At 36.0% G+C, this 26,621-nt stretch carries 27 protein-coding genes and 1 other RNA gene; 22 read left to right on the top strand and 6 right to left on the bottom strand.

All coding sequences use genetic code 11. From position 1 onward, the window contains the following. The first annotated feature begins 166 nt into the window (after nt 1-166). The 5 genes from asnS to LRP81_RS16990 all read left to right on the top strand — a co-directional run bounded on the left by asnS (nt 167) and on the right by LRP81_RS16990 (nt 4,154). Nucleotides 167-1,459: an asparagine--tRNA ligase gene (gene asnS, locus LRP81_RS17010; protein ID WP_230503328.1), complete on the top strand. Its 1,293-nt coding sequence runs from the start codon at nt 167-169 to the stop codon at nt 1,457-1,459. Nucleotides 1,460-1,715: 256 nt separating this feature from the next. Next, a complete protein-coding gene (locus LRP81_RS17005) occupies nt 1,716-2,417 on the top strand; it encodes a DnaD domain-containing protein (RefSeq protein ID WP_230503308.1) in 702 nt (233 codons plus the stop codon). A gap of 69 nt (nt 2,418-2,486) precedes the next feature. After that, nucleotides 2,487-3,140: an endonuclease III gene (nth, locus tag LRP81_RS17000; protein WP_230503306.1), complete on the top strand. Its 654-nt coding sequence runs from the start codon at nt 2,487-2,489 to the stop codon at nt 3,138-3,140. Next, nucleotides 3,140-3,658, top strand: coding sequence for a YpoC family protein (locus LRP81_RS16995; RefSeq protein ID WP_230503305.1), 519 nt, complete (start codon nt 3,140-3,142; stop codon nt 3,656-3,658). Before nth ends, LRP81_RS16995 begins: the two co-directional genes overlap by 1 nt. Before the next feature lie 106 nt (nt 3,659-3,764). Next, a complete protein-coding gene (locus LRP81_RS16990; RefSeq protein WP_230503304.1) occupies nt 3,765-4,154 on the top strand; it encodes a hypothetical protein in 390 nt (129 codons plus the stop codon). A gap of 131 nt (nt 4,155-4,285) precedes the next feature. Here LRP81_RS16990 and LRP81_RS16985 read toward each other — a convergent pair whose 3' ends face one another. Together LRP81_RS16985 and recU are read right to left on the bottom strand one after the other, a co-directional pair. Further along, entirely contained in the window at nt 4,286-6,934 is a 2,649-nt protein-coding gene (locus LRP81_RS16985) for a transglycosylase domain-containing protein (protein ID WP_230503303.1), read from the bottom strand. Nucleotides 6,935-6,976: 42 nt separating this feature from the next. After that, nucleotides 6,977-7,576: a Holliday junction resolvase RecU gene (gene recU, locus LRP81_RS16980; RefSeq protein WP_230503302.1), complete on the bottom strand. Its 600-nt coding sequence runs from the start codon at nt 7,574-7,576 to the stop codon at nt 6,977-6,979. 103 nt (nt 7,577-7,679) lie between these two features. On the opposite strand from recU, the gene LRP81_RS16975 reads away from it, so the two are divergent. Further along, a complete protein-coding gene (locus LRP81_RS16975) occupies nt 7,680-8,687 on the top strand; it encodes a DUF2515 family protein (protein ID WP_399207970.1) in 1,008 nt (335 codons plus the stop codon). Nucleotides 8,688-8,818: 131 nt separating this feature from the next. Here LRP81_RS16975 and LRP81_RS16970 read toward each other — a convergent pair whose 3' ends face one another. After that, the gene (locus tag LRP81_RS16970; RefSeq protein WP_230503301.1) at nt 8,819-8,926 is read right to left on the bottom strand and encodes a spore protein; all 108 of its coding nucleotides are present in this window, start codon (nt 8,924-8,926) and stop codon (nt 8,819-8,821) included. 196 nt (nt 8,927-9,122) lie between these two features. Between LRP81_RS16970 and LRP81_RS16965 the strand changes: the two genes are divergently transcribed. Both LRP81_RS16965 and LRP81_RS16960 read left to right on the top strand, forming a co-directional pair. Next, on the top strand, nt 9,123-9,380 hold the full coding sequence (locus LRP81_RS16965) for a hypothetical protein (protein ID WP_230503300.1): 258 nt from the start codon (nt 9,123-9,125) through the stop codon (nt 9,378-9,380). Between the two features lie 35 nt (nt 9,381-9,415). Continuing rightward, nucleotides 9,416-9,781 carry a YppE family protein gene (locus tag LRP81_RS16960; protein WP_230503299.1) on the top strand — a complete coding sequence of 122 codons (366 nt, stop codon included), beginning with the start codon at nt 9,416-9,418 and terminating at the stop codon, nt 9,779-9,781. Between the two features lie 162 nt (nt 9,782-9,943). On the opposite strand, the gene LRP81_RS16955 is transcribed toward LRP81_RS16960, so the two are convergent. Next, nucleotides 9,944-10,111 carry a hypothetical protein gene (locus LRP81_RS16955; RefSeq protein WP_230503298.1) on the bottom strand — a complete coding sequence of 56 codons (168 nt, stop codon included), beginning with the start codon at nt 10,109-10,111 and terminating at the stop codon, nt 9,944-9,946. A gap of 223 nt (nt 10,112-10,334) precedes the next feature. Between LRP81_RS16955 and LRP81_RS16950 the strand changes: the two genes are divergently transcribed. Then, complete coding sequence (locus tag LRP81_RS16950) at nt 10,335-10,913, top strand: YppG family protein (RefSeq protein WP_230503297.1); 579 nt, start codon at nt 10,335-10,337, stop codon at nt 10,911-10,913. A 123-nt stretch (nt 10,914-11,036) separates the two neighbouring features. Here the strand turns inward: LRP81_RS16950 and LRP81_RS16945 are convergent, their stop codons facing one another. Together LRP81_RS16945 and LRP81_RS16940 are read right to left on the bottom strand one after the other, a co-directional pair. Beyond that, nucleotides 11,037-11,222, bottom strand: a complete 186-nt coding sequence (locus LRP81_RS16945) for a hypothetical protein (RefSeq protein WP_230503296.1) — start codon at nt 11,220-11,222, stop codon at nt 11,037-11,039. A gap of 397 nt (nt 11,223-11,619) precedes the next feature. Continuing rightward, complete coding sequence (locus LRP81_RS16940) at nt 11,620-12,084, bottom strand: Hsp20/alpha crystallin family protein (protein ID WP_230503295.1); 465 nt, start codon at nt 12,082-12,084, stop codon at nt 11,620-11,622. 78 nt (nt 12,085-12,162) lie between these two features. Between LRP81_RS16940 and LRP81_RS16935 the strand changes: the two genes are divergently transcribed. The 13 genes from LRP81_RS16935 (at nt 12,163) to LRP81_RS16875 (ending at nt 26,471) form a co-directional block, all read left to right on the top strand. Beyond that, nucleotides 12,163-14,148, top strand: a complete 1,986-nt coding sequence (locus LRP81_RS16935) for a lysylphosphatidylglycerol synthase domain-containing protein (protein ID WP_230503294.1) — start codon at nt 12,163-12,165, stop codon at nt 14,146-14,148. Nucleotides 14,149-14,319: 171 nt separating this feature from the next. Beyond that, the gene (locus LRP81_RS16930) at nt 14,320-14,532 is read left to right on the top strand and encodes a cold-inducible protein YdjO-related protein (protein ID WP_230503293.1); all 213 of its coding nucleotides are present in this window, start codon (nt 14,320-14,322) and stop codon (nt 14,530-14,532) included. Nucleotides 14,533-14,748: 216 nt separating this feature from the next. Further along, nucleotides 14,749-17,016: a DEAD/DEAH box helicase gene (locus tag LRP81_RS16925; protein WP_230503292.1), complete on the top strand. Its 2,268-nt coding sequence runs from the start codon at nt 14,749-14,751 to the stop codon at nt 17,014-17,016. Between the two features lie 14 nt (nt 17,017-17,030). Next, entirely contained in the window at nt 17,031-18,287 is a 1,257-nt protein-coding gene (locus LRP81_RS16920; RefSeq protein WP_230503291.1) for a ribonuclease H-like domain-containing protein, read from the top strand. 336 nt (nt 18,288-18,623) lie between these two features. After that, entirely contained in the window at nt 18,624-19,025 is a 402-nt protein-coding gene (locus tag LRP81_RS16915; protein ID WP_230503290.1) for a CotD family spore coat protein, read from the top strand. Between the two features lie 486 nt (nt 19,026-19,511). Further along, the gene (locus LRP81_RS16910) at nt 19,512-20,075 is read left to right on the top strand and encodes a DUF1273 domain-containing protein (RefSeq protein WP_230503289.1); all 564 of its coding nucleotides are present in this window, start codon (nt 19,512-19,514) and stop codon (nt 20,073-20,075) included. 101 nt (nt 20,076-20,176) lie between these two features. Next, nucleotides 20,177-20,482 (top strand): cell division regulator GpsB, encoded by a 306-nt coding sequence (gene gpsB / locus LRP81_RS16905; protein ID WP_230503288.1) that lies wholly within the window; start codon nt 20,177-20,179, stop codon nt 20,480-20,482. A 72-nt stretch (nt 20,483-20,554) separates the two neighbouring features. After that, an RNA gene (gene rnpB, locus LRP81_RS16900) (RNase P RNA component class B) lies at nt 20,555-20,944 on the top strand. 112 nt (nt 20,945-21,056) lie between these two features. After that, on the top strand, nt 21,057-22,199 hold the full coding sequence (locus tag LRP81_RS16895) for a THUMP domain-containing class I SAM-dependent RNA methyltransferase (RefSeq protein ID WP_230503287.1): 1,143 nt from the start codon (nt 21,057-21,059) through the stop codon (nt 22,197-22,199). Nucleotides 22,200-22,251: 52 nt separating this feature from the next. Further along, nucleotides 22,252-22,461 carry a hypothetical protein gene (locus LRP81_RS16890; RefSeq protein WP_230503286.1) on the top strand — a complete coding sequence of 70 codons (210 nt, stop codon included), beginning with the start codon at nt 22,252-22,254 and terminating at the stop codon, nt 22,459-22,461. A gap of 83 nt (nt 22,462-22,544) precedes the next feature. Beyond that, on the top strand, nt 22,545-22,736 hold the full coding sequence (locus LRP81_RS16885; RefSeq protein WP_230503285.1) for a hypothetical protein: 192 nt from the start codon (nt 22,545-22,547) through the stop codon (nt 22,734-22,736). A gap of 159 nt (nt 22,737-22,895) precedes the next feature. After that, complete coding sequence (locus LRP81_RS16880; protein ID WP_230503284.1) at nt 22,896-24,815, top strand: ATP-dependent DNA helicase; 1,920 nt, start codon at nt 22,896-22,898, stop codon at nt 24,813-24,815. Nucleotides 24,816-24,950: 135 nt separating this feature from the next. Next, on the top strand, nt 24,951-26,471 hold the full coding sequence (locus LRP81_RS16875) for a carboxypeptidase M32 (protein WP_230503283.1): 1,521 nt from the start codon (nt 24,951-24,953) through the stop codon (nt 26,469-26,471). Nucleotides 26,472-26,621: the final 150 nt, after the last annotated feature.

Here is a 26,621-nt window from a genome sequence, read left to right as displayed (position 1 = left end):
TATGCAGGAAACATGTACAGCCTTTGTGGAATGTTTTAACATGCCTCAAAGGCTCCCTTTTTTTTACCCGTAAAAGTGTTTGCTTACGACTATACGGGCTTGTATAATAAAGGGTATGTACATAATTGTGTAAATAAATGTAGAATATTGTGGAGGGAATTAAGAAGTGAAAACAACGATTTCAGAAGTACATAAATATGTTGGCGAGCAGGTTACAATCGGGGCTTGGATCGCCAACAAGCGTTCTAGCGGAAAAATTGCTTTCTTGCAACTACGTGACGGTTCAGGATTTATCCAAGGAGTCGTAGTGAAAGCAGAAGTGGAAGAGTCGGTGTTCCAAACAGCAAAAACTGTTACCCAAGAATCTTCCGTATATGTAACAGGTATCGTTCGTGAAGATGAACGATCTCCATTTGGATACGAGTTAGGGGTAACTGGCGTTGAAGTTATTCATGAAGCAGTTGATTATCCAATCACACCAAAAAATCATGGTACTGAATTTTTGATGGATAACCGCCACTTATGGCTTCGCTCAAAAAAACAGCATGCCATCATGAAAATCAGAAACGAAGTAATTCGTGCAACATACGAATATTTTAATGATAACGGATTTTCTAAGGTTGATCCTCCTATCTTAACCGGTAGTGCACCAGAAGGTACGTCAGAGCTTTTTGCGACTAAATACTTTGATGAAGATGCATACCTTTCCCAGAGCGGACAATTGTACATGGAAGCAGCAGCAATGGCCTTAGGAAAGGTTTTCTCATTTGGACCAACATTCCGTGCAGAAAAATCGAAAACACGTCGTCATTTAATTGAGTTTTGGATGATTGAACCAGAGATGGCTTTCTACAATCATGAAGACAGCTTAGTTGTCCAAGAAGAGTATGTATCTTATATTGTTCAATCAGTTCTTAAAAACTGTAAACTTGAACTAGGAGTCCTTGATAGAGATACGTCTAAATTAGAAAAAATTAAAGCTCCTTTCCCAAGAATTAGCTATGATGATGCAATTAAATTCCTAAATGAAAAAGGATTTGATGATATTCAATGGGGTGATGACTTTGGTGCACCTCATGAGACAGCCATTGCTGAAAGTTATGATATGCCTGTTTTTATCATTAATTACCCTGTTGGAATTAAACCATTTTATATGCAACCTCATCCTGAACGTGATGATGTTGTCTTGTGTGCAGATCTAATCGCACCTGAAGGATATGGAGAAATCATTGGTGGCTCTGAACGGATACATGATTATGACTTACTAAAACAACGTATCGAAGAACATAATCTTGATTTAGATGCGTATGGATGGTACTTAGAGCTTAGCCGCTACGGGTCTGTACCACACTCTGGCTTTGGTCTAGGTCTTGAACGTACAGTTGCCTGGATCAGCGGAACAGAGCATGTTCGTGAAGCCATTCCATTCCCAAGATTATTAAACCGTTTATACCCATAATTGATATAAACAAAGGGTCATTAGCTCTTACGGGGCTGATGACTGTTTTTATTTTTGAAGGAGAAACATGGTTTTGAAGTCGGTGTCTAGATTCTGCTTCAAGTCTAATCGAGTCATCAACCGATTCGTCTTGGAGGTAGAATCATTACTTGGACAGGTGGTCGTCCTCCAAGTCTCTTGTACTTTCCGTAAAGGAAATATATTACCTATGTAGTAAGAGAATATTTTTGTTATACTTGTCTAAGAGGTGTCTCAAATGAAAAAAGAACAATTTATGCAGTTTATGGAAGAAGGGAATCTTACGGTTCCGAAATACTTGTTAAACAATTATGTAAACCTTGGCTTAAACGAGAAAGAATTCTTACTACTCTTACATATTCATTCATTTGTAGAGACTGGGATTATTTTTCCTACTCCTATGGAGATAGCAGAAAAAATGACGATTGAGCCATCAGAGTGCATGGAGATATTACGACATTTACTACAAAAAGGTTACGTAGGCATCAATGATGAAATGGATGAGTACTCCATAAAATATGAACGCTACTCCCTTCAGCCCCTCTGGGAAAAAATGATTCAATTTATGATGAATCAAAGCAACGAATCTTACCAACAAACCCAACATGAACAGGAAATCAATCTATATACGATATTTGAACAAGAGTTTGGCAGACCATTATCACCCTTTGAATGTGAATCGCTAAGTATGTGGATAGATCAAGATCATCATGATCCATTAATAATAAAAGCAGCATTAAGGGAAGCAGTAATATCAGGGAAATTAAACTTCAGATATATTGACAGAATCCTTTTTGAGTGGAAAAAGAATGGCATTAAAACCATTAGCCAGGCAAATGAATATGGAAAAAAGTTTCGAAAAAATCAACAAAAAACTCACACCACTCAGCCTAAGAAAACAGGTAACAACACTATACCTTTCTATAATTGGCTAGAGTAGACGTAAGGAAGGCGTATGGTAAAATACGTTTTCCTTTTTTATCTTTATAAAATATTGGAGGAGCAATCTATGTTAAATAAGACACAGATTAGAGAGGTCATTGATGTAATGGGAGAAATGTTTCCAGATGCACATTGTGAGCTTAATCATAAAAATCCATTTGAATTGGTTATTGCAGTTGCATTATCTGCGCAGTGTACAGATGCGCTTGTAAATAAAGTAACGAAAAATTTATTTGAAAAATATAAGACTCCAGAGGATTATCTTGCGGTATCACTTGAAGAACTCCAGCAGGATATCCGTTCTATAGGGCTATTTCGAAACAAGGCAAAAAATATCCGTAGTTTAAGTCAACTTTTACTAGAAAACTATGGTGGAGAAGTTCCTAATGAAAGGGATGAACTCGTCAAACTTCCAGGTGTAGGGCGCAAGACTGCAAATGTTGTCGTTTCCGTTGCGTTTGGTGTTCCAGCGATTGCAGTAGATACACATGTGGAGAGAGTTAGTAAGAGATTAGGAATTTGTAAATGGAAAGACAGTGTTCTAGAAGTAGAAAAAACATTAATGCGAAAATTACCCGAAGAAGAGTGGTCTGTAACACATCACAGATTAATATTTTTCGGAAGATACCATTGTAAGGCGCAAAATCCTCAATGTGATAGCTGTCCATTACTAGAAATGTGTAGGGAAGGGAAAAAGAGAATGAAGAAGAAGGTGGGCTAATGAAAGTACCTGACGGATTCCTGCATCCTTATTTTTATTCTAAAGGTGATCTTTTGGAAAGTCACGCTTTCTCGCTACAAGATCTTTTGGAGTTTCCTTTTAAATATGATATTGCGTATTACCTTGGAGCTGCTCCAGATAGGCTACCTTGGGAAAATAATAATGAAAGTATTCCATTTTTGCTGTTAATTTGGAAAACAAATGAAAATACATTGAATTTTTTACATGAAAAGCGTGATAGAACAAAGACAAAAGCAACGATGATTTCTTCTATTGCTATTTATTTGCAACTTCTTTTTTGGATGAACGAGCAACCAGTGAGAAGTATCAATGATTGGACAAGAGATTCTAACTTATTTAAGTGGAAGCCCGTAAATATTGAAGAAAGATTAGATTTTGTCATAAAAAGACCTGAACTTTATCATTCCTTTATTCAATTGCAGCAACTATATAGCGAATCAACAAAGCTATTCTATAAAAAGAAAGCATTAGATATGAAAATAAACTCTAGTAAATAGGTTTTTTGAATAATATGGATGAATATTATGTGGAGCAAGTATATGTTTGTAGACCTGGAAATAATTAGCGGCGAAATGTATAGGTAGGACAGCATGGAATGGCTGGATGAATATGCAGTGCCCGGAAAATGACAAATTGAAAAATTCGGGCACACAAAAAGTGAAGCCGTGCCCGAAAAATCACGAAATGAAAAATTCGGGCACACAAAAAGAGAAGCAGTGCCCGAAAAATCGCGAAATGAAAAATTCGGGCACACAAAAAGAGAAGCAGTGCCCGAAAAATCGCGAAATGAAAAATTCGGGCACACAAAAAGAGAAGCAGTGTCCGGAAAATCGCGAAATGAAAAATTCGGGCACACAAAAAGAGAAGCAGTGCCCGAAAAATCGCAAAATGAAAAAAACGGGCACACAAAAGGAAAAGCAGTGCCCAAAGAATCGCGAAATGAAAAATTCGGGCACACAAAAAGAATGTACAATACTTTCAATTTTACAATGACAGCAAGCTCAGTCCTTAAATAAGATTGCTAATCAGCATTGCTGCTTCTACAAAAATTGATAACAAAAAAGCAGGAAGGTAAAATCTCACGATTTTCCTTCCTGCTTTTCTTTTATAGACTATTTCAATATTTAATCTTCATCATCATCCCCGTCACCTGGTGGAGTCCTACCAGGTGGTGTTTGCCCATTCACTGGAGGTACTTCATCATCATCATCATCATCCCCATCTCCCGGTGGCTCCTCATCACCATCTCCCGGAGGTTCTTCTCCATCTCCTGGAGGTTCTTCTCCGTCTGCAGGAGGTTCTTCATCATCGTTTGGTGGGGATGGGATTTCTGGAATAATACTATCATCCTCCTCCTCTTCCTCGACAGCTTCTGGGATGGTGAGAGTTTGAGTTGCTGAGTCACTCTTATTGTCGTTATTCTCTTCCAATACAGCGGTGACTTCAAATCGATAAGTTGCACCTGGTTCTGGATTTTCAACTACTAATCCTAAATCTTTTGTCTCTGTTAGGTTTGAAGCAGATCCGCCATTTACAGCTGCGCTGATAACAAATTTTACATCAGCTAGACGATCTTCAGGATACTCCCAATTTAAGTTGATAACATTTGCTTCCTCATCAAACTCAGCTTTTAAGTTAGAAGGGGAAGGGATTTTATCATATTCCTTAGAAACTTCTTTTGGTTCAGTTCCTTTTACAAAGTATTCATTTGTTACTCTGTCAGAAGGAGTAAATTCACTCGCTTTTAATGGTGGGTTTGTTCCTTTTTCAATTGGCACCCGTACAACACTGTTAGGAACAGGGAAGTCCGCTTTGTCGGCTTCAGTTGTAGAGATATTCTCCATTAATTGTTTAAAAATTTCTCTTGAAAGGTACTGGTCTTGGTTTGAGCCATTTATCGGGCGTAAATAGTTATTTTCACCAGTCCTTCTAAATCCTGTCCAGACGGCTGCTGTATAGGTCGGAGTATAACCCGCAAACCATGTGCTTGGGACTCCGCCTTCCGGGATATTGAATTGAGAAATTGTGTCACTAGCAAAGTTAGTGGTCCCTGATTTTCCGGCAATATTAAGTCCAGGAACATGGGCACGATTTGCGAGTCCACTACGTACAGATGTTTTTAACATATCTGTAATCATGAAAGCGGTAGAATCCTTCATAGCGACTTCTGAATCCTTACTTAAGTTAACAGTAGATCCGTCTTGGAAAACGACTTTAGTTACAGCATATGGCTCTGTATATACGCCACCGCTACCAAATGAACTATATGCTCCAGCCATTTGAAGAGGGGAAATACCGTTTGTAAATCCACCGATTGCATATGCTTCATTGATATGTTCTTCCAAAGGAATACCTAACTTCACTGCAAAATCACGGGCTCTATCCAATCCTACTTCTTGTAATGCTTTTAGAGCCGGAATATTTCGTGAGTTTGCTAAATGGTCTCTCATACTCATATACCCTTTGTGGAGGTTATCCCAGTTATTTAGTTCCGTTCCAGAAGAATAACTGTACGGTTCATCATTAATCTGATGATAGGTGGACCAGTCTAAATATTCGATCGCTGGTGCATAGTCAAGTATTGGCTTAATGGCAGATGCAGGCTGAACACGAATTTCTGTCGCATAATTTGTGCCAGTCTTCATATGATTTCGTCCGCCACCAATTGCTCGAATTTCTCCAGACTGAGTATCAAGAAGTGCGATACCTGCTTGATAGTCTTCATTTTCTAAATGTGCAATTCCACTTTCATCTGATAAAAGATGTTCAACTTGTTCTTGGGCATTTATATCCAGGGTAGTATAAATTTCTAAGCCATCTGCTTGTGGATCGACATCACCTAATTGCTCAGTGATTTCTTCGATTACACGGTCTACAAAAGCATTGTATCTATTTGAGTAATTAGTTTTTTCTACATCGTCGGAAAGAGTGGAATCTACCGGTACAGAACGTGCTTCGTCTGCCTCTTCCTGTGTTACTTTTCCATGTTTAACCATTAAGGTTAGAACAATGTTCCGTCTAGCCTCCGCTTGATCTGGATTGGTAATTGGATTATATCGGTTTGGACTTTGCGGAAGACCAGCAAGCATTGCCGCTTCATGCAACTCTAATTCATCCAAAGATTTACCGTAATAGTTTTTAGCTGCATTAGAAATTCCGTAAGCATAATTCGAAAAGTAAATTCTATTTAAATACATTTCTAAAATTTCATCTTTAGTAAATCGTGATTCCAACTGGTATGCTAGGTAAAATTCCTGAGCTTTTCGTTTTAATGTTTTATCGGTTGATAAAAAAGATAGCTTTACGAGCTGCTGAGTTATGGTACTACCACCTTCAGCACCAAAACCTCTTGTAACATTGGCAAATACGGCACCAGCAAGGCGTCTATAGTCGACCCCACTATGTTCATAAAAACGAACATCTTCCGTTGCTAAAAAAGCATCCTTTACGAGAGGGGGGATATCATCTGCATCTACATATTCCCTGGCTTCATGACCGCCTATTTCTGCAGCCAATTCTCCGTTCATGTCATACACTTTAGAGGGTACTGGAACTTTTAGCAATGTTTCATCTAATGGGGGAGTGCTACTTACATAGTAAGCAAATGTTCCTATACCTGTTAATAATCCAACAATTCCGATAATAAGTGCCGATAAGAATATTTTTTTAAAGATTCCTTTTTTGGAATTCTTCTTTTTCGCTCCACTTTGAAGGTTTTTCTCCTCCTGCATCGCTTTCCTTCTCTGTTCCCTTGATTGATACTTTTCAGTCATGTTTCAGACCTGCCTTTCTTTTCACATACCTGTCTCCAAAAGCTAGAAGAATTCATTTATTACTTTGATATAATCAATTCTAGGTTGATAACCAATAGGAATAAGATAACCGTTTTCTTCCACTTCTGTTTTAGTAATTGATTTTCTTTGCCCTGATTCCTTTCTTTCCCAAAAATAAAACAATTTTTCAGCAGGTAACAAATAAATTTCATTTAAAGAGCTGAACATTAATATGACGAAACAAATCCCATTTTGTTTCACTACATATTGCATATGTTGAATTTGATGAGCATGGAAGTTCTGAAGTGGGAAGGAGGTTTTGTTTTTAGTTTCCTTCGCTTCAAAATCGATATATCTTCCTTTATAAACACCATTAAAGTCAGTTGTAGATGCTTGTTTGAAATATGCTTCCTTGATGACAGCTGCACTTCGCTTCGGATAGTGAACATCTACAATTTGAATAGGGGTTGGCTTTTTATGAACAACGGCAATATTTTGAATAAGATAGTATTGATTAGATTCCTGCAAATCCTCCTCAAGGCTCATTCCTCTGTTTCCATATAATGTTGGAGAAGTTGATCTTCCAGAAGAAATAAGGTCTTTCCCTTGAAATACTTTACCATTTGGATATCTGATAGTCATAAATTTCCCCCTCTTAACAAAAACTAATCCTTAAAATAAAAGAAATACTTCTAATGTCAATTGTTTAATATAATTTGCTTTAAACAAGTAAGGAGGTCTTCCCATTATAAATGACATTTATATAGATATACAAAAAAGAAGGAAGAGAATAAATTTCTCCTTTCAAGAAAATAAGTTTATCACTACCATCAAAAAAAATACAGTAAAATACAATGTTGACAACATTTCAAGGACGAAAGCATATGCGATGTTTTATAAAAGCTTTCCAGAAGTTAAATGGTCATTTTTAGCCAGTATGGTATCCCGTAATGCTGGGTGGAATATGACCGATTTAGAAGGTAAATGGTTTAAGCTAGCTCTAGATGCCAGGCAGCGACTCTCATTCTTCCTTACCTATGAATTAGCAAACTGGACGATATTTCGCGACGCATTTCCTCAGCTATTGCTTTACAGGTTATCACTTTATTATAACAAACCATTATTTCATCTATTAAAAGCATTTAACGTATCTTGCTTTATGGAAGCAGAATGGCAATGGTTTTGGGAAAATAAAGATGAAAAAAGACTGATAAATTCTTTAATAATAAATGAACAGAATATTATTCAAGAACCTGTATTACATAATCACTTATTGAGAAAAAAAGTTTTTGGAACAGTATCATATATAATCCAAGATTTTGGACATTATAGTTGTGTCGTTTTTCCGACACTTGAAGGCAAGTTATATGGATTTTCTGTTCATGGCTTTCAAAAACTTGATAATAGAATATCACTCGGACAAAAACTCGCTTCATTATTATTCAGCCCTATATATTCGGAAAAATTTCATCAGTTTTCCGAAATGACCGAACATAGTGGATCAAGATATGATTATGAACAATATATATCCCGTAAACTATATAGAGAAACCCCGATCCTTAGAAGTGTATATCCGGTCATTGCGCATCCATTAAATGAGAGTCAAAAGGATTGGGTTTTTATTAAAAAAAAGAAGTTGAAAAAATGGAGTAAACGAACAGATAGTATTAATAGTTACCCCGAAATAACTAAATGGTTTATCCATAAACAACATCAAATGCAGGGGATAATTGCATTAAAACACGGGTTATGATAGTAATTGGGAGCCTAAGCATTGTAATAAAAGCCTAACTGCAATAAAACGCATGAAATCAAAGCTGAAAAAAGCTTTGATTTCATGCGTTTTTCATTTCTACATTTTAATGTGAGCCAGTTTGATTATGATTAAGTGGAAGGACGGTTTGGCCCTTTTAGCTTTTTATCTTCTTGTCCAGGTGTACTTTCAACTTGGTTTTTACTTTTTTGTTTTGTTTTTTTCTCTTGTTTAGACATTTGTTTGCCTCCTAGTCCAAATATTGTACTACAAAAGTATTTTTAGTATTTTTAACTCTCTTCATTCGTTTTAAGACTAAGTAATTGCAAATAACCACTTTCTTTGCCGAATCACTTCTAGTTTTGTCGCCATGGAAGGGGGATGTATGTGGACGGCGAATTTATTTATTCAACAAAAGTATGGAGGGGATAACATATGGCCAATGTTGTTTCAAAGAATGAAATTGCGGACCTGTTTAATGAAATGATGCATCAAATGGATATGTTGGAAGAAACCATGTCTAATTCACTTAAAATAGAGCGTGAAGAAATGGAAGGGGTAATGAAAGATCAAATTAATAGGCTACATGTGACGTTGGATGAAGTAGAGAAAGTAATGAATGAACAACAGATGATTAAAATTAGTTCCGCAAAAGCGGTTGATTTTCGTGCTAATGCTTACCCCGCATTGTAAAATATGGTAGTATGTATTGCTAGAGGTGAGAAAATGTGACTAGCAAGCATAAAAATGTAGAAGTCCTTTCAACTAACATTCTTTCTTATTTAAATACAATAGAATCAACATATGTAGAAACAGCAAAAGAGAAAGGTGAGCCAGACTTTTTTGAAACAGTAAAACCATTTGCCGATAAAGTATTTGATTTGGTACAGAGATGGGAAGAAGAGACAAAAAGCTGGATAAAGGAAGCTAATCCAAAGAATATTCATGTTCAACAAGTTGATAGTACTGTGGAGAATATTAACATGATATCTGTTCAGTGTTTTTATCCAGATACTCGTGAGAAAAGGTTTAAAGGGATGCTTCAATCTATTAGATACGTTCTAAATGATGTAATTACTAAACTGGATGTATAGATAAGTCTTTTAATACTGAAATCCGAACTACTTCAAATTCTTAATCGTAGAATGTTGAAAAGTAGTTCGGATTTTTTAGGCTAATATGTTTTTGTCCCAGTCTCTTATTAACTCAGCATTAATGTATACATTGAATGTTTTAAAACTTTGTACATCTTTTGTTTAAGAACGATCCTTTTCCGCTTTGTTGGTCACTGGAGGTTCTTCAGCAGTTGCGACCGGTTCAATTGCATATTCCACTTTTTCAAGCACCTTTTTTACTGCTGGTTGCACATCGATCTTTGGTTCATGTCCTTTTTTCTTGTGCTGAAAGCCTTTGCCTCTACTCATCATTACGCCTCCTCGCTATATTTTTATTAGTTTCCCATGTGAACTTTTTTCATGAATATGAATGGAAGAAATTCTTTAGTACATGTAGTAGTTAAGTACTATAAGTGAAATGTTTAGTGAGTTTTTAAAGTGAGATTTTCCTTGCTTTGGCGATATTTAAGATAGGCACATTTCCCATATCCCTTCATATGTTAAATATAGTTAGAAAAGAGGAGGGGTTTTAATGTTTAGGAGAATGTATGGCAGACCTAGACATTTATCATATAACCGCAATATGCCTTTACTAAATCAACTTCCCATTTTGAGCAATTTCCTTCCTAATGGATATGGAGGCTGGGGGAATAGCCAACAAGGAATGATGATGAACCAAATGCCTTATATGCAATCAAACAATGTACCGCAATACTATGCTGGTAATAGTATGGATGGAAATACACCTATTGGCTATCCTGGATGGATGGAATATATGGGACAAAACCATAACCCACAGGGAATGAATATGCCCAGTGGAATAATGGGTCCGAACAGTATTATTCCAAGTATGCAAAGTCCTGCAATGTACCAACAGGGGATGTCACCTAATGGATGGTCCCCGACAAACCAAATGCAAATGCCATTTATGAATCCATATCCTACTCAAACACAAAATACTAAACCTCCATCATCTTTCATGAATCAATTTAAAGGTCAGGACGGTAATGTTGATATGAAAAAAATGATGGACACTGCTGGTCAAATGATGAATACCGTCAATCAATTAAATAGTATGGTAAAAGGGATTGCTGCTACATTCAAGGCTTAAAAAGATGCTATTTCATGGCATCTTTTTTGTTTCAAAAATCTTTCATTTTAATGGCATGCAAAATTTTTTCAAGAAAAAATCATTTAGTCTTCCATTGGCGGGGAGAAGTTATCCTCCCCTGGACTATTCGTGATAATCTCCTTTAGGCTCATGCTCAAAGAAGAAGTTATCTAGTTTTTCTTCTTCTTGATGATTAAGTGATGAACTGTAATAAGGATTTTCCTCTTGTTGTTCCCGATCAAGATTAGTTTTAATAACCAATGATGGGGAAGTGGACGGATTTGCATACACTTTTTTGTATTTGCGCATTCTATACACCTCCTATTTAATATAGTTTGTTTGAATCACAATAATATGTATAGATCTTAATATAAGGTGCTTTTGTAAACTCTGTTTTTGTACTGAACTATTCATGAAACTCTTAATACTTCGTGCGTGGGTATTAGGGTGCTAATGAAAAGTTCAGACTAGGACTGTTTTGCAGCTTATTATCAAAAATCAATTTGAAACGATACTTACATAAAAAATTGACCACATATTTTAATAGTTAAATGAATCCAAATTATCCACCACTAAGTCTTTCTGCAGTTTTCTTGGCTCTGTTATAAAATATGAAAACAATCTCAAACCAAAAAACGTAGCAAGATAAAATCAGCTACGTTAAATGGAATATTCCTTTAGCTCTATGATTTGTTCTAGAAAGTATTTAATCGTTTATTTCAATTTGTTTACTATTTTTTTTAGGTATACGAATTTGCAATAGACCATCACGGTAATTTGCCTTCATGGAATTAATTTTGACATAATCTGGAGTAGGGATGGTCCTTTTGGATTCATTCATTGCATATGTGCTATGAATAGAAGAGTCCTTCTCATCAATCGTTTCGATCGTTTGATTATTTTTAATGCCTATTGTTAAATAACGATCAAAGGTCTCAATGCTTATTTGCTCTTTTTTAATTCCAGGCAATTTACATAAGACAATAAAATCCTTTGATGTCTCATAAGTTTCAACAGGAAAAGATGCATCTAAAAAGGCGTTTCCAAAAAAATTGTCCATTTGTTTTATCATATCTTTTATCGGAGACCGGTTAAAAAATGAATCAATGGACGACATGATATTGTTTTGTGGCTGTCTTCTTTGTGGAAGATTACCTTTTTCATCAGTCATGCTAATACCCCTTTCTTTGTTCTTTATCACTAATATATAAAGAAAAAGTTATTTGGGTTACTGACTTTCCTATTTATAGTGAAAAAATTTACATGGAAAGCACATGGAAAATATGATACTTTTGGAGATAGAAGCTTATTTAAAGGGAAGTTATACATGCAGATATTAAAAAATACATACTTTTTAAAAGTAGTAAAAGTTATTTTTCCATTAACGATCTTAATCGTTTTATATATTGAAGGAAAAAAACAAATCCAAACCATTAATGTAGGACTAGTATTTCATAAAGTACAGGACATTGGATTTCTTGCTTTCATTTGGCTCGTGATACTAGGATTACTAGCTGTTAGTTCCATGATTTTTTATGATTGGCTTATTGCTAAAAGGTTAAAGATGAATGTATCCACCAAGAACTTGTGTTTATTTGGGTTTTCAGCAAATTCGTTTGCAAATTTCATGGGTTTTGGAGGATTTGCTGGAGTAGCTTTGCGTACTCTTTTTTACCGAAAGTACACAACAAGGCTCCCTTCCTTACTAAAGAATGTTACGATTATTCTTCCATACATGTTGTGTGGATTATCAGTTTTTGCTTGGGTTGTCCTTGCGCATGAATTAGTGCAGCCAGTTTTTCTGCACGAGTATCCATTGTTAAAGTTACCTTTGCTAATAGTGTGTGGGTATGGGCCGTTTATTGTGTTGGCAAGTCACTTTACCAAAAGTCTTGTCGTGAACGAACAGATAAAACTTACTGCAGTTTCCGTTTTAGAATGGTTGCTTGCTGCAATCGTCTTTTGGCAGACATCCATTATGTTGAATGTCGATGTACCATTTATCGTTATATTTGTTGTGTTTTTTATGGCAGCCATCGCAGGCGTATTAAGTACAGTTCCAGGGGGGGTAGGAGCTTTTGATTTTGTTGTCCTAGTAGGTCTTGCAGCATTTGGGACAAATGAAGAGAAATTAATAGCCTTATTGCTCCTATATAGATTGGTTTATTATGTCGTCCCTTTCCTTGCAAGTGGTTTTTATGTCGTGTATTTCATGTTTAAAGAAAAGGCTTGGGAACATTTATTACCAGATAAGGAGACTTGGTCCGTTCTTTGCCATAGGATTTTATCTATTTGGGTGTTGATTGTAGGGGTTTTGTTGCTACTTTTCCCAGTCATCCCTGTTATTGTTCAAAAAATAAAAATAGCCAATGAATTTCTGTCCATGGAGGTCATGCAGTTATCGCAGCATTTCTCAATAGGAATCGGGATAACTTTATTAGTGTTAGCTAGAGCCATCGATGATAAAGTAAAGAGGGCATATTATTTTACATTTATTATCTTAGTTGTTGGGCTAGTTATCAGCTTTTCAAAAGGTTTTCATGTGTGGGAAGCTTTTATGTTTTTAATTGCCATGCTCTTACTGTATTTTTCAAAAAATCGATTTTATCGGAAAAGGAGTCCATACACTCTTTTAAAAGGACTGATTGACGGGATTATTATATTATGTATTGCTTTGACATATGTACTAGTTGGTTCCTTACAATTTCATTATATACAGCGTATAGTTCCAAGAAGGTTGCAAGATTTATTTTCACTTGATCAACAATCATTGTGGCATGATGTAGGTATTGGGTTTATTCTGGCTATATTACTACTGTTTTTTGGCTTGTTTTTTTCTAGAGAAAATAACTTTGGTCGATTGTTTCAAAAAGTTGACGAGAACTCTATTAAGGAAGTGGAATTATCATCGACTTCACATAAACCGCTATATTATTTTAACTATGAAAATACAACCTTGTACTATCAAAAGTGGTTGGATAACCTTTTAATAATAAAAGAACTAGAAAGCTCATTGGAAGATTGCTCTCTAGCATACAAAAAATTCGTGGAAGAATCAGATAAATTCGGATTCAATATTATTGTTCCACAAATAAGAAAAGAAGAGATTTCCATGTATGCGGAGTATGGCTTTCAAATAGTTGAAATTGACGGGAAATGGTTTGCAGTGTCGAAGAATGTTTCTGCAAATGTCGCAAAAAGCAATATAAAATGGTTGATTAGATATAGGAAATAACAGATAAAGACCTGATTTTTCAGTATAAATATGTTATAATAAACTGGAAGAGATTGTATGAAAAAAATACTTTTTTTATTTTTTCTTATTTTTTCCTCGTAGATTGGAATACTAAAAGTATATAGTTGAGGATCTATTGTGCCCCACCTCAAAAGATAGGAGAGTGGTAATATGGCTTTTGGAAGAAGAGAAGTAGAAGAGATTGTAACGGAAGAAACGAAAATATGGGAATGTGCATCTGACGATTGTAATGGCTGGATGAGAGATAATTTCAAGAGTGGAGAAAGCGAAACACCTACCTGCCCGCTTTGCGATAGCGGAATGACTCAATCTACCAAAGTTCTTGCGGTAATTAATAATTACAGTCAAAATCAGAAAATGTAAATACACAGATGAAAAGGCTATGCGGTTTATCAACAATTGTTGACTACTGCAAGCCTTTTTTGTTTGAAAGAAGTGTCTAAATTCAGTGATAAGCGACTATCGAACGTTCATTAATTCCTATCCTCTTCCGTTTAATTCCATTCATACCCAGTAAAAGACACTTTACGTACCGAACGCTTATTCGATAATATAGAAGATAGACGAAGAGGTGATCGAATGAAATGGAAAAAAACCATATATGAAATTATTGATTGGATGAAAAAGGAAGAGTCAATAGCAAAAAATATTGTTCATTGGGAAACAGTACCTCCAAAAGAAGCTCAAAGTGTACCCTTTCCAGAAGAAATCGATGATCGATTATTGGACTCCTTGACAAATAGGGGAATCTTATCCCTTTATACACATCAAGCTGAAGCATTTCAGACTGCTATAAACAAAAAACATTTTGTTGCTGTTACTCCAACAGCATCAGGGAAAACGTTATGTTATAACTTGCCTGTCCTTCAAAAAATAGTCGAAAATAATGATAGCCGAGCTTTGTACTTGTTTCCGACAAAGGCGTTAGCACAAGATCAAAAAAGTGAATTGAATGAAATAATTACACAAATGGGAGTAAATATAAATAGCTATACATATGACGGTGACACAGCTCCAACCATAAGACAGAAAGTGAGAAAAGCGGGGCATATCGTTATTACGAACCCTGATATGCTTCATTCCGCTATACTACCCCATCATACGAAGTGGGTTTCATTATTTGAAAACTTAGAGTATATAGTAATTGATGAACTCCATACATATCGGGGGGTATTTGGAAGTCATGTAGCGAATGTACTCAGAAGATTAAAGCGTATATGTAGATTCTATGGTAGTAATCCTACCTTTATTTGTACTTCTGCCACGATTGCAAATCCTAGAGAGCTTGCAGAAGACCTGACTGGTGAACAGTTTCACCTTATTAACAATAACGGAGCACCATCAAGTAAAAAACATATTGTTTTTTATAACCCGCCAATAGTTAATAAACCATTAAACATAAGAAGGAGTGCAACTCTTGAGGTTCGTAAGCTGGCGGCTGAATTTTTACAAGAAAAAATTCAAACGATTATTTTTGCCAAAAGTCGTGTCAGAGTTGAAATCTTACTTACTTATTTAAAAGACTTAGTCAAAAACCAATTAGGTGAAAAGTCTATTCAAGGATATCGAGGAGGGTACTTACCGACGCAAAGACGTGCGATAGAAAAAGGGCTCCGAAATGGTGAAATTTATGGAGTGATTAGTACAAATGCATTGGAGCTAGGTGTGGATATCGGACAGTTACAGGTTTGTATTATGACAGGGTATCCAGGAACCATTGCAAGTGCATGGCAACAAGCGGGAAGGGCAGGTCGCAGGCAAGGAGAGGCTGTCATTATTATGGTAGCTAGCTCAAATCCTCTTGATCAATATATCATTCAGCATCCGGAATTTTTCCTAAAAAGCAATCCAGAGTCAGCAAGGATAAATCCAAATAATTTAATTATTTTAGTAGATCACATAAAATGCGCAGCTTATGAGCTTCCATTTAAAAAAGGAGAAACGTTTGATGAGGTGGAGCTGAAGGATATACTAGATTATTTAACGGAGGAACGAGTCCTTCATGAGCATGGTGGAAAATGGCATTGGATGAATGACGCTTTTCCTGCCCATAACATCAGCCTCCGCTCTGCATCTCAAGAAAATGTCATTATTGTTGACCAATCGTCAGAGCCGGTAAACAAAGTAATTGGAGAAATGGACCGATTTAGTTCCATGACACTTCTTCATGAGGAAGCTATTTACCTACACCAAGGGATACAATATCAAGTGGAGAAACTAGATTGGGAAGAAAAAAAGGCATTTGTAAGAGAAGTAAATGTAGACTACTTTACTGATGCAAATCTCGCAGTATCACTAGATGTTCTCGAAGTAGATAAACAAACAGTATACTTGGGAGGTTTCCTTTCATTTGGTGATGTTTCAGTTAGAGCGATGGCTACCATTTTTAAAAAAATAAAATTTGAAACTCATGAAAACATTGGTTCAGGTCCGATATATCTACCAGAGGAAGAATTACAGACAAGTGCGACATGGATTACATTTGAAGCAGAGATAACAGAAAACTTTAAAGGTGATGACTTAGAAAAAAGCCTGCTTAGTATCGCTCATGCTTTAAAACACGTTGCTCCGCTTTTATTGATGTGTGAACCGATGGATTTACAAGTTGTTCCACAGGTGAAATCTACACATGATGAAAAGCCTGTCGTTTATTTTTATGACAGATACCCTGGTGGTGTAGGATTGAGTGAAAAAGCCTATGATCAAATGGCTGACCTGTTAGCTCGTGCTAATAATTTGATTGAAGCTTGCCCATGTAAATCTGGCTGCCCTTCTTGTATAGGTGCAGATTATCCAGATGAGGATTCAAAAATTCTAGCTCTTACATTACTCCAAAAGCTAATTTAAAAGGATGATGTAGCATGAACATGATAAATAAATTAAATCGGATGAAAAAACATCTACAACATACTCCATCAGGAGAAAATAAAGAACAAAAGCAAGTGAAAGTACAAACTTCAACAAGTTTTGATGTTCCCAATAAAAAAGAATGGCAGGACTTTCAAACAAACGTTTTTTATTTTCAAGAAGAGCATTGTTTAATTAGGGAAGTAGAGTATAGTTTAGATTTTTGCCATGGTATATATAAGCTTGGTGAACTTTTGCCAATAATAAAACGTTGGCAAGATGTAGAGGTAGACCACCCTTTATCAGCTAAAGGTCATCAAGTAACAGACCTTTTCTTCTTTGATACAGAAACAACAGGTTTAAGTGGCGGGGTAGGAACGACTATTTTTTTGCTCGGGTATGCGAGAGTATTTTCAGATAAAGTAGTAATCAGGCAACACCTATTACCTAGTCCAGGTAATGAGATTGCCTTATACCAAAGTTTTTTGGAAGAAGTGAACTACTCTACTTTAGTCACTTATAATGGAAAAGCGTTCGATTGGCCACAAGTAAAGACTAGGCATACATTGATTAGAGAACAAGTACCTAAGCTTCCTGCTTTCGGACATTTTGATTTATTGCATGCGGCTAGACGGCTTTGGAAAAACAAAATGGAATCTGTTCGATTGGCAAATGTCGAAAAAGAAATTCTTAAAATAGAACGAAAAGATGATATACCAGGGTTTTTAGCGCCAATGATTTATTTTGACTTTGTAAAAACACATGAAATGCAAGGGATTAAGGGAGTTATGAAACATAATGAATTGGATGTTCTAACACTAATAACCTTGTACATTCATCTATCAAAACTACTTTTAAGCCAAGAAATGGGCATGAATAAAGAAGAAGTATTTGAAATTGGTCGCTGGTATGATGTATTGGGCCAAAAAGAGGCAGCTACTTCAAGATATAAGAATATTGTCGAAAACTCATGGCAAGCTTCCTATAAATTAGGATTGCTAAAAAAGAAGGAGAAAAACTACGAAGAAGCTAAAAAATGGTTTATCCATTCCTTCTATTTACAAGATAATATGTCTAAAGAGATGGTAGGCATTGAACTAGCAAAGATCTTTGAACATCAAGAAAAAGATTGCTTAACAGCACTAAAATATGCGGAAATTTCGTACAAGTTATACCGACAAAAGAATGCAATCTCCACTCCTCCAAGTGAAAAGACACAGCTAGAAATGGAAAAAAGAATAAAAAGACTAAAGAGAAAAATAGGAATGTAAAATCATTTTTATTTTGTCAAAATTTCTATAACACACATATTGTCAACGTGCTATTTACCATGTAAAATTACTTATTGTGGATAACAAAACTACTACTAATAAAAAATGGGAGAGAGCACGTTGTCAAGATTTATTTTATGTTTATTTTTTATTGTAATCGGGCTAACTTTATTTGGACTATCTAACTTAAAGGAAAATATCTACACGATTTTACTATAAAATTTCTTGGAAACTGTAATATTAGAAGAAAATAGGTATTTGTATTAGTACATGTACCACGCTTCTTTCATAGTTTGTTAATGTAAAGAGAAAACAAAAATGAAAGGAGTTTGAAATATGTATCACAACAGACCTAATATGATGGCACCAATCGTTCACCCTACAAAATGTTGTGTTAAAAATCTTTATTCTGTTAATGAAGTTAATCACATCCATCCTTCACACACAACATATGTAAACAACCAACAATTCCAACACAAACATTATTTCCCACACACAGAATCTATGGTTGATTCTGTAACGAATCAACATTTTAACTGTGGCCCTGGTGGCCCTGGAATGGGGCCTGGCGCTCCTGGTCAAGTAATGGGTGCTTCAACAGGACCTGGTCAAGTAATGGGAGCTCATGCAAACGCTCCATACGGACAAATGGGGATGCCATCTCAAGTAATGGGCGCACATCAAGGTCCAGGTATGGGATATGGCGGACACTCTAAGCCAAGTTGCCACGGCAGATAAGAAAGTATTGTTCTGTTCTTACTTTCTAGGAATATAACTTAAAAGAACTGGCATTTGTCAGTTCTTTTTACTGTACATAATAAAGGTGTATAGCAGATTAAACCGTTGGTTGTAAACCCCAACCTCCGTTGTGAACTCGTCTTATGCTTGTCGGGCCAAAACGAGCCAACTCCACATTTCAAGTGTCCAGCTACAGTGTCTAGCTCCTTGAGGTCTTAAGTAATTATACTACGAAGGACAAAGAGCACCCTTCTTCGTAAACTGCCTTAAGCTAGTCGGAGCTGACTAAGCCGCTTCCGCTTTTCAGGTGTCCAGTTCCGCCAGCTTGGCCCTCGAGGTCATAAGTCGAGTTCACTGCGGAGGTAAAGTCCAACCTCCTCCGTGAACTCGTCTTATGCTTGTCGGGCCAAAACGAGCCGGCTCCACATTTCAGTAAACACTTGCGCTTTTTGTGCTTTGTATTTATTATTTTAAGTAGAGGTGTTTATGAAAGTATTAGTAATTACAGGGTATAAGGCCCAGGAAATGCAGATATTTAAAAAAAACGATCCTGCTCTACATTTTATAAAGCTAGCTATTCGAAAACGACTGACAGCTTTATTAGAGGAACATCATGAACTCGAATGGGTTGTCATTAGCGGGCAAATTGGTGTAGAACTATGGGCAGCAGAAGTGGTGTATGATTTACAGGAGTTGTTTCCACTTTTAAAATTGGCTGTATTTACTCCTTTTCTCGAACAGGAAGCTAACTGGAATGAACAAAATAGGGAGTATTATGACTTGATTTTGTCGCAAGCTAATCATATAGATTTCATTTCCAAAAAAAAGTATGAATCACCAATGCAACTACGTAATAAAAATCAATTCATTGTAGATAAGTCTGACGCAATGTTAATTGTTTATGAATCGGAAAGTCCGGGTAGTCCCAGATATATATTGGAGATGGCACAACATAAAGCTAGACAAATGGACTATCCTATCTATATTATAGATAGCTATGAGCTACAGGTAACGGTAGAAGATGAACAATATAACACAGATTTTGAGTAACAAGATATTTTTATAGTTGTAAGTTAAAGAACTAATTAACATACAGAGAATGAAGAAGTGACCTTTGAAAAAAAGGCACGCATATAGAGGTGAGGGAAAATATGTTACAGGATAAAATTAATTTAACGGCAAAAGAAATTTTGGAAAAAGAATTTAAATCGGGAATGCGAGGATACAAACCAGAAGATGTTGATAAGTTTTTGGATATGATTATCAAGGACTATGAAACGTTCTATAACGAATATGATTTACTTGTTCAAGAAAACGCAAGATTAAAAAGACAAGTGGAAGAAGCGGGGAAAAAACCTCAGCAAACGAATTCTAATAGTGGTTCAACAAACTTTGATATTTTAAGAAGGCTTTCCAATTTAGAAAAGCACGTTTTTGGGAGCAAGCTTTATGATTGATTGTAAATTACAATAAATTACAGTTGCAATCTGCACTTAAATTTACTATACTATATTTTGCTGACATCAATAGTGATTGGGTAACCGCTATAGTATTTTTACTATAGAGGAAAGTCCATGCTCGCACAGGCTGAGATGCTTGTAGTGTTCGTGCCTAGCGAAATAATAAGCTAGGGTAGCTTGGTTTTAGGACGAAGCTAACGGCAGGGAACGCACCTAAGTCCTTAGATATGGTGTTAATACCTTGAAAGTGCCACAGTGACGTAGTCTTACAAGAAATTGTAAGAGTGGAACGAGGTAAACCCCTCGAGCGAGAAACCCAAATAATGGTAGGGGCACCTTCTCTAAGGAAATGAACGATGAGAGGGACAAAAACTTTTGTTTTTGTAGACAGATGGTTACCACCTGCGTACAAGGAGCGATCCGTTTGCAGTACAAAGGTACAGAACATGGCTTACAGATCACTATTGATTGAATGTCGCACCCAACTATGATATCTTAATCCAAGCTCCCCTGATGTCAGGGGAGCTTTTATTGTAGCTCTAAAAAGAATATAGATAGGATGTAGATAACGATGAAAACATATACAATCATTGCTACCGCAGCAATGGGATTGGAAGCATTGGTAGCGAAGGAAGTACGGGATCTAGGATATGATTGTACGGTGGATAATGGGAAGGTTATCTTCAAAGGAGATGCACTTGCCATTTGTCGTGCAAATTTATGGCTAAGAACAGCTGATCGTGTAAAAGTTTTAGTAGGAGAGTTCAAGGCAACTTCTTTTGAAGAACTGTTCCAACAAACAAAAGCACTCCCATGGGGAGAGTACCTCCCCGAAAATGCAGAGTTTCCGGTCATTGGGAGATCTGTTAAATCAAAGCTTTTTAGTGTTTCTGACTGTCAGTCTATTGTAAAAAAAGCGGTAGTAGAAAAAATGAAAGAACATTATGGGATTCAAACAGCATGGTTAGATGAAAACGGTGGGAAATACAAAATAGAAGTAGCGCTATTAAAAGACATTGCTCAAATTACCTTAGACACATCTGGAGTTGGACTACATAAACGTGGATACCGTGCTGGTCAGGGGGAAGCTCCATTAAAGGAAACACTTGCTGCATCTTTAGTCATGCTTACCAACTGGTATCCTGATAAGCGGTTCGTGGACCCTTTTTGTGGTTCAGGAACGATTCCTATTGAAGCTGCATTAATTGGTCAAAATATCGCACCTGGATTTAATCGAGATTTTGTTGCAGAAGACTGGAATTGGATTGGTCAAGAAAAATGGGATACAGCTCGTGAAGAAGCAGAAGATTTAGCAAAGTATGATCAACCGCTTGACATTGCAGGTTTTGATATTGATCATCGTATGATAAACATTGCTAAGGAAAATGCATTTGAAGCAGGACTTGGAGAGTTGATTGACTTTAAACAAATGCAAGTCAAGGATTTTACAACGAAAAAAGATTATGGAGTTATCGTTGGTAACCCTCCTTATGGGGAACGTCTTGGAGAAAGACCGGATGTGGAGAAAATGTACCAAGAGATGGGGCAGGCATTCAAAGATATTGAGACATGGTCCATCTACATGCTGACATCCCATGAAGGATTTGAATCTTTTTATGGTAAGAAAGCGACAAAGAAACGTAAGCTATTCAATGGTTTCATTAAAACAGATCTATATCAATATTGGGGAAAAAGACCACCTAAAAAAGGATAACGTTTACTTCAGGCAATCGACGGGAAATTAAGTAATTAAAGGAGTGATTGTCATGAAGAATAAAGAGAAAGAAAGAGAGCTGCACAACCGTAATAATAAACAAAAGGCTTTCAAACAAAGCAAAGAGAATCAAAAAGAACGTGATCAGCTTGTCATGCCCATAGATGAATTACCCCTAGAAGAAATAAAGTACGAAAAAGAAGAAGAACGTGATAAAAAGGATTCGAAAGACCGCTCTAGCAGTAATGGCTTGAACAAGTGATGAATTTCCAATACTTTAGCAAGTGAATATTTTTCCAATACTGGGCATAGAATACTCTTATCTTAATTATTGGAGGGAGTTCTATGCCATTACATGTAAATGATTTTATGAGAATTTCCAAAGCATTGGAAAACAGTTATCAGCTCCTTCTTAGTGATAGCACACATAATAATCAAGAATGTGTTGAAAAAATGCATGCTGCATTTGATGAATATAGAAAAGCGATGCTGTATGCGACTTTATTGGATGATGAAATAATTCACATTATTAAATAATAATAGAGGGTGTCCAAAAAGTTTTCACTTTCTGGACAGCCTCTTGTTTTTTATAGTGTTTGGAAAGTTATTTTCCTCTTTTGCAAGGTTTCTCTTGACAATTACCTCCATTCTATTCAATAATGTTCAAATGCAAACTTTTTCTTGGAGGTACATAGTATGAACAATCGTCTTCCATTTTCTATGAACAAAGGAGATTCATTTTTTGACCGGTTAAATGATTGGATAGGGGATGTATTTTATGATATTCTCCCTGACGCTGGATTTGAACTTCGCGATGAGCAGATTTTTATGGCCTTTCAATTGGAAAGGGCCTTTAAAGAAAAGAAGGTAATTTTTTCTGAAGCCGGAGTTGGTACTGGAAAAACGATGGTGTACCTTTTATATGCAATATGTTATGCAAGGTATATGGGCAAACCGGCCATCATAACCTGTGCGGATGAATCATTGATTGAACAATTAGTAAAAAAAGAAGGCGATATTGCAAAGTTATCTAAGGTTCTAGACATAACCATGGATGTGCGTTTGGCTAAATCTCCTGATCAATATTTATGTTTAAATAAGCTAGATATAGCTTTAGATAAATATGACAGTACAAAAATGGATGAAGTGTATCACACTTTACCGAATTTTGTTAATAAACCTTCAGCCATGCAATCTTTTTTTGCATATGGAGATCGGAAGGATTATTCACAGCTTGATGATGAGGAATGGAGTGCAATTGCATGGGATAGCTTCCAAGACTGCTTCAGTTGTGAGAAACGTCATCGATGTGGACAAACTCTCTCACGTGACCATTATCGAAAATCTACAGATCTAATCATCTGCTCTCATGATTTTTATATGGAACATGTTTGGACTTTTGATAAACGAAAACGGGAAGGACAGCTTCCGCTATTGCCTGAAGCATCCACGGTTATTTTTGATGAAGGGCATTTACTTGAATTTGCTGCCCAAAAAGCATTAACATACAAAATTAAAAACAAGCAAGTAGAAGAAATTTTGACAAGATTGCTTGGAAACGATCTTCGTGAGGAATTTGCTCTTTTAGTGGAAGATTCTTTACAATCTAATGATTTTTTCTTTGAAACACTTGAGCAAAAATTAAAGAATATTCCAGGATCTGAAAGAAAAGAAATTACTATGGATGCACCTTTAATTCAATCCATAAAGAATTTACTAGCAAACCTTGAAGAAATCGGTAATCAACTGGTATTCGAAGGCGAATTACATACAGTTGACCACTATCAGCTGCATATCGTTGAAGAATACCTAGATTCAATTGAATACCTATTAAAGCTATTATTATCAAAAGAAGATATGATTGCATGGGCAGAACAAAACAAGGATGATTTGACACTGGTTGTTATGCCAAGAACGGTGGAAGAGGTCTTAAAAGATAAAGTGTTTACGAAAAAAATACCTTTTATCTTTTCATCAGCTACATTATCTGAAAATGAAAACTTCACCTTTTTAGCTTCTTCATTAGGAATAGAGGAATACTTATCATTTTCTATCCAATCTCCATTTGACTATGAGAATAATATGAAGCTTTCAGTGAAGTCCGAAGATGACTTTAGTATCAAATTCGAGGATACTATTGAGTCTATTAAACGTCATGAGGGTAGAACCCTAGTATTGTTTAACTCCAAGCAGGAGTTACAAACGTTTAAACAAATGAATAAAGGGAATAAAGATTTTCCATTCCTATATGAGGGCGATAAAGAGATAAGTGTACTTGTTTCGGATTTTCAGAATAAGGAAGAGTCTGTTTTATGTGCGTATCACTTATGGGAAGGCCTTGATATTCCTGGTCCTTCATTATCCAATGTAGTGATTTGGTCTTTACCATTTCCGCCAAATGATCCTGTATTTGCAGCAAAGCGTAAAGGACTTGAAAATCCCTATATGGAATTGGATGTCCCATATATGTTACTTCGCTTAAGACAAGGTATCGGAAGACTTATTCGTACAACGGAGGATAAAGGGGAAATATTCCTATATCTACCTGAAGATACAATAGCTGAAGTAGAAGATAAAGTGAAATCAATACTACCAACAGCACCAGCAGTCATTTAAAAATATATTATATGTGTCATCAAAATAAGAGCATCCAAGCTATTTAGGATGCTCTTTTGTGCGTATAAATCTATTGCTAATTAGTGTGAAAATTGTGTATTCTAAACTTAGTAAAGAATAAAGGGGGCGATAAACATGGTGGAAACGTCTAATTTAAAAGAAGATTACTTAGCCTATGTAAATAAAATGGAAAGCTACAATGAAGCATTGTCGCTTATTTTTTGGGATTTACGAACAGGGGCACCTAAAAAAGGTTTAGATCGCCGTTCTGATGTAATTGGCGTATTGTCATCTGAAGTGTTTAAAATGTCAACTTCAGAGGAAATGGCAAGTTTTCTGACCCAACTTTTAAATAAAGACAACTTACATAATCTCGATGATGTTACAAAAGCATCACTGTTAGAAAGTCAGAAGAATTACGAAAGAAATAAAAAAATACCTGCAAAAGAGTATCAGGAGTATGTAGTTCTAAGTACCAAAGCTGAGTCTGTGTGGGAAGAAGCGAAAGATAAATCTGATTTTACTATGCTTCAGCCATTATTAGAGCAATTGGTCGACTTTAATAAAAAATTTATTGGGTATTGGGGACATGAAGGAAACAAATATAATACGTTATTAGATATGTATGAACCAGGAGTAACAGTAGAGAAACTTGATGAAGTCTTTGGTAAATTAAAGGAACGTATTGTTCCTCTTGTAAAGAAAATTGCTGACTCATCTATACAACCTCGTACGAAAGATCTGTTAATACAGTTTCCGAAAGAAAACCAGCGAGATTTTAGTTTAAATATCCTCAAAGAATTAGATTATGATTTCGATTCAGGTCGATTGGATGAAACAGTTCATCCGTTTTCAATTGGGCTTAATCCAGGTGATGTAAGGGTAACAACAAAATATGATGAAGATGATTTCAGAACAGCAGTCTTCGGTACCATACATGAATGCGGTCATGCTTTATATGAACAGAATATCTCCAAGGACCTCCAAGGTACTGGTTTATGCTCAGGTACATCAATGGGTATACATGAATCTCAATCATTATTCTATGAAAACTTTGTTGGGCGTCATGAAAATTTCTGGAGCAGACATTATAACACGTTACAAGGATATGCAAATGGAGAATTTGATGGTATTAGTCTGGAAGAATTCTATGTAGCAATCAACGAAGCCAAACCATCATTTATTCGAATAGAAGCTGATGAATTAACATATTCTCTGCATATTATGATTCGTTATGAACTGGAGAAAGAACTATTTAACGACGAATTAGAAGTAAAGGATTTACCAAGAGCGTGGAATGAAAAATATGAAAGCTATTTAGGAATAACCCCATCTAATGATGCAGAAGGCGTACTTCAAGATGTTCACTGGTCAGGTGGAAGCTTTGGTTATTTCCCATCTTATGCGCTTGGATACATGTATGCGGCACAATTTAAACATGCAATGTTGAAGGACTTGCCAAATTACGATGAGCTTCTTTTAGAAGGAAATTTAGTACCAGTAAAAGAATGGCTGACAACTAACATACATCAATATGGCAAATTGAAAAAACCATTAAAAATATTAAAAGATGTTACAGGCGAAGAATTGAATGTGCAGTATCTCATCGAATATTTAGAAGATAAATATAGTAATATTTATCAATTGGAAAAATAGAGACCACATCCAGCGGACAAAATGTTCGCTGGTTTTTTATGTGCGCCCGGCATGGGTGCAATCTATAGGGTGCAAGTCCCGAACTGTGAAGACAGAAGTAGCAGTTAGCTTAACGCAAGGGTGTCCATGGCGACGTGGAATCTGAAGGAA

This window comes from Sutcliffiella rhizosphaerae, assembly GCF_917563925.1.
GTDB lineage: Bacteria > Bacillota > Bacilli > Bacillales > Bacillaceae_I > Sutcliffiella_A > Sutcliffiella_A rhizosphaerae.
Note: the sequence above shows the minus strand (reverse complement) of the source record. Positions and strands in the feature narration are given on the sequence as shown.

Coding starts and splice junctions, on each gene's coding strand:
- LRP81_RS17005 (WP_230503308.1), top strand. CDS start 1,716: ATGAAAAAAGAACAATTTATGCAGTTTATGGAAGAAGGGAATCTTACG.
- nth (WP_230503306.1), top strand. CDS start 2,487: ATGTTAAATAAGACACAGATTAGAGAGGTCATTGATGTAATGGGAGAA.
- LRP81_RS16995 (WP_230503305.1), top strand. CDS start 3,140: ATGAAAGTACCTGACGGATTCCTGCATCCTTATTTTTATTCTAAAGGT.
- LRP81_RS16990 (WP_230503304.1), top strand. CDS start 3,765: ATGAATATGCAGTGCCCGGAAAATGACAAATTGAAAAATTCGGGCACA.
- LRP81_RS16985 (WP_230503303.1), bottom strand. CDS start 6,934: ATGACTGAAAAGTATCAATCAAGGGAACAGAGAAGGAAAGCGATGCAG.
- recU (WP_230503302.1), bottom strand. CDS start 7,576: ATGACTATCAGATATCCAAATGGTAAAGTATTTCAAGGGAAAGACCTT.
- LRP81_RS16970 (WP_230503301.1), bottom strand. CDS start 8,926: ATGTCTAAACAAGAGAAAAAAACAAAACAAAAAAGTAAAAACCAAGTT.
- LRP81_RS16965 (WP_230503300.1), top strand. CDS start 9,123: ATGGCCAATGTTGTTTCAAAGAATGAAATTGCGGACCTGTTTAATGAA.
- LRP81_RS16955 (WP_230503298.1), bottom strand. CDS start 10,111: ATGAGTAGAGGCAAAGGCTTTCAGCACAAGAAAAAAGGACATGAACCA.
- LRP81_RS16950 (WP_230503297.1), top strand. CDS start 10,335: ATGTTTAGGAGAATGTATGGCAGACCTAGACATTTATCATATAACCGC.
- LRP81_RS16945 (WP_230503296.1), bottom strand. CDS start 11,222: ATGCGCAAATACAAAAAAGTGTATGCAAATCCGTCCACTTCCCCATCA.
- LRP81_RS16940 (WP_230503295.1), bottom strand. CDS start 12,084: ATGACTGATGAAAAAGGTAATCTTCCACAAAGAAGACAGCCACAAAAC.
- LRP81_RS16930 (WP_230503293.1), top strand. CDS start 14,320: ATGGCTTTTGGAAGAAGAGAAGTAGAAGAGATTGTAACGGAAGAAACG.
- LRP81_RS16925 (WP_230503292.1), top strand. CDS start 14,749: ATGAAATGGAAAAAAACCATATATGAAATTATTGATTGGATGAAAAAG.
- LRP81_RS16920 (WP_230503291.1), top strand. CDS start 17,031: ATGAACATGATAAATAAATTAAATCGGATGAAAAAACATCTACAACAT.
- LRP81_RS16915 (WP_230503290.1), top strand. CDS start 18,624: ATGTATCACAACAGACCTAATATGATGGCACCAATCGTTCACCCTACA.
- LRP81_RS16910 (WP_230503289.1), top strand. CDS start 19,512: ATGAAAGTATTAGTAATTACAGGGTATAAGGCCCAGGAAATGCAGATA.
- gpsB (WP_230503288.1), top strand. CDS start 20,177: ATGTTACAGGATAAAATTAATTTAACGGCAAAAGAAATTTTGGAAAAA.
- LRP81_RS16895 (WP_230503287.1), top strand. CDS start 21,057: ATGAAAACATATACAATCATTGCTACCGCAGCAATGGGATTGGAAGCA.
- LRP81_RS16890 (WP_230503286.1), top strand. CDS start 22,252: ATGAAGAATAAAGAGAAAGAAAGAGAGCTGCACAACCGTAATAATAAA.
- LRP81_RS16885 (WP_230503285.1), top strand. CDS start 22,545: ATGCCATTACATGTAAATGATTTTATGAGAATTTCCAAAGCATTGGAA.
- LRP81_RS16880 (WP_230503284.1), top strand. CDS start 22,896: ATGAACAATCGTCTTCCATTTTCTATGAACAAAGGAGATTCATTTTTT.
- LRP81_RS16875 (WP_230503283.1), top strand. CDS start 24,951: ATGGTGGAAACGTCTAATTTAAAAGAAGATTACTTAGCCTATGTAAAT.